At 61.8% G+C, this 1547-nt stretch carries 2 protein-coding genes; one reads left to right on the top strand and one right to left on the bottom strand.

The window, feature by feature from the left end:
- Positions 1–105: 105 nt before the first annotated feature.
- Entirely contained in the window at positions 106–570 is a 465-nt protein-coding gene (locus IM708_RS20940) for a hypothetical protein (RefSeq protein WP_209428484.1), read from the bottom strand.
- Positions 571–1098: 528 nt separating this feature from the next.
- Between IM708_RS20940 and IM708_RS20935 the strand changes: the two genes are divergently transcribed.
- Entirely contained in the window at positions 1099–1539 is a 441-nt protein-coding gene (locus IM708_RS20935; RefSeq protein WP_209428483.1) for a hypothetical protein, read from the top strand.
- Positions 1540–1547: the final 8 nt, after the last annotated feature.

Genomic DNA, 1547 nt, shown 5'->3' with positions numbered 1-1547 from the left:
GAGCCGCAGGAACTGGTTGAAACATCCAAACGATCCTGTTTCGTCGCTCGGACAGTCCGCGATCCGCCTGGCTTCAGCAGAGCGTCCCTGACTCGCTTCTCGCCGCTATCTCCTATCATCGACAGATGCGGACAGCAGGCGCAGGGCCTGCTCGGCATCGATCAAGGCGGACACGGGCCGGCCGATGAGATCGGAAACTCCGCGCGCCAGCGTGCCGTGATTGATCTCGGTAACCGCTGACAGGAGCGGTTTCAGTTGGCACGGGTTCGCCTTCAGGATCCGTCTGATGTGATGAACCAACGCCGCGTGCTTCATACACTCAACGCCTTCGCCGACGGGGAGGACCTCCATGATGTCGCGCCCGATATCGTAGTAGCGCAGCAGATTGAAGCCTGCCCCGTCACTGAGAACCGAGGCGACGGACAGCAGACCGGTATCGGCCATGTAATCTTGGAGCTGTCGTCCGGTTTCGGGCACTTTCTCGCCCGCGAGGGGGCCTGAAACCCAGCGCAGCGTCAGAAGTGGTGCCAGATCGAGAAGTCGTTCGCGAACCGCGCGAGACATGGTCATGCTCCCATTCGTAGAGGGCGCATGTGCAGGGGCGCATGGCGCCCGCGCGGGTCCGACGGTCATTGGGCTCGCGTGGATGTGGCCGTGCCGCCCTCTGTGGCGCCACTCAAGCAACTGATGGTGCAACTGCTGATCTCAACACAGTTGTCGTTCAAGCGTTCCCGAGGAAAACCGCCACACAAGGGGAAAGCGGAATTTTGCCGTGAGATTGCAGATCGTGCGCCGGCTAAAACGGCGCACAGCCAAGGGTCAGGGTCTTCCCCTTCGACGACTCCCTGCTGCGGCTTGTCCGCGCTGTCCTCTTCGAGATCGACGAAAAGTGGGCCTCCGACATCAATGCCTATCAAAAGTCGGAATGCCAGGATGCGGGACCCGCTCGCAACACAATTTCCAGACGCGCCCCTGGGGACTCCGAATTCGCGCCAACTTACAGTTAATTTTAAGATTCTCTCAGTAGCGTCACCTAGTTGCGATCTTCTTCCGCCGTTGTGTCCGTGCCGCGCGCCCCGCATCTGAGGTGAAGGGACAATGCTGACTGACGACAAGATTGCCCGTTTCGACTCCGCACACTGCCGGCCGGGCCTGCGGTTGCGTGCCAACCGAATGCTTCGGGCGCTTCTTGACGAGGACGCCGCCGACCGGTGGGCGAGCCACGTTGTTGAGGATCGCGACAGCATCGCCCCCGATGATCTGGCGAGCCTGGTTCCTCCGCCAAGGGACATGTGGCGGGTCGACGACGCTGAGCTCGCCCCCATGTTGCAGGACTTTGCGGTGATGGGCGTCTTTGCCATACAGACGGGGCAGTTCGACGATCGAAGCCTGCTGGAACCCCTGATGGACCTGCAGTCGGCCGCCTGCACGCTGGCGAGCCGCTGCGATGCAGGCGGCAGCGCCACCGTCATCCCGTTCCAAACCCGCGATCCAGCGACCCTGCCGACGAGGGGAACGCCAATGCCTCGGGTTCTCTAAATTCCACT

Origin of the sequence: Pararhodobacter sp. SW119 (assembly GCF_017811755.1) — a bacterium.
Classification (GTDB): Bacteria; Pseudomonadota; Alphaproteobacteria; order Rhodobacterales; family Rhodobacteraceae; genus Pararhodobacter.
The sequence above is the reverse complement of the archived record's forward strand: the minus strand, read 5'-3'. Positions and strand labels throughout refer to the sequence as shown.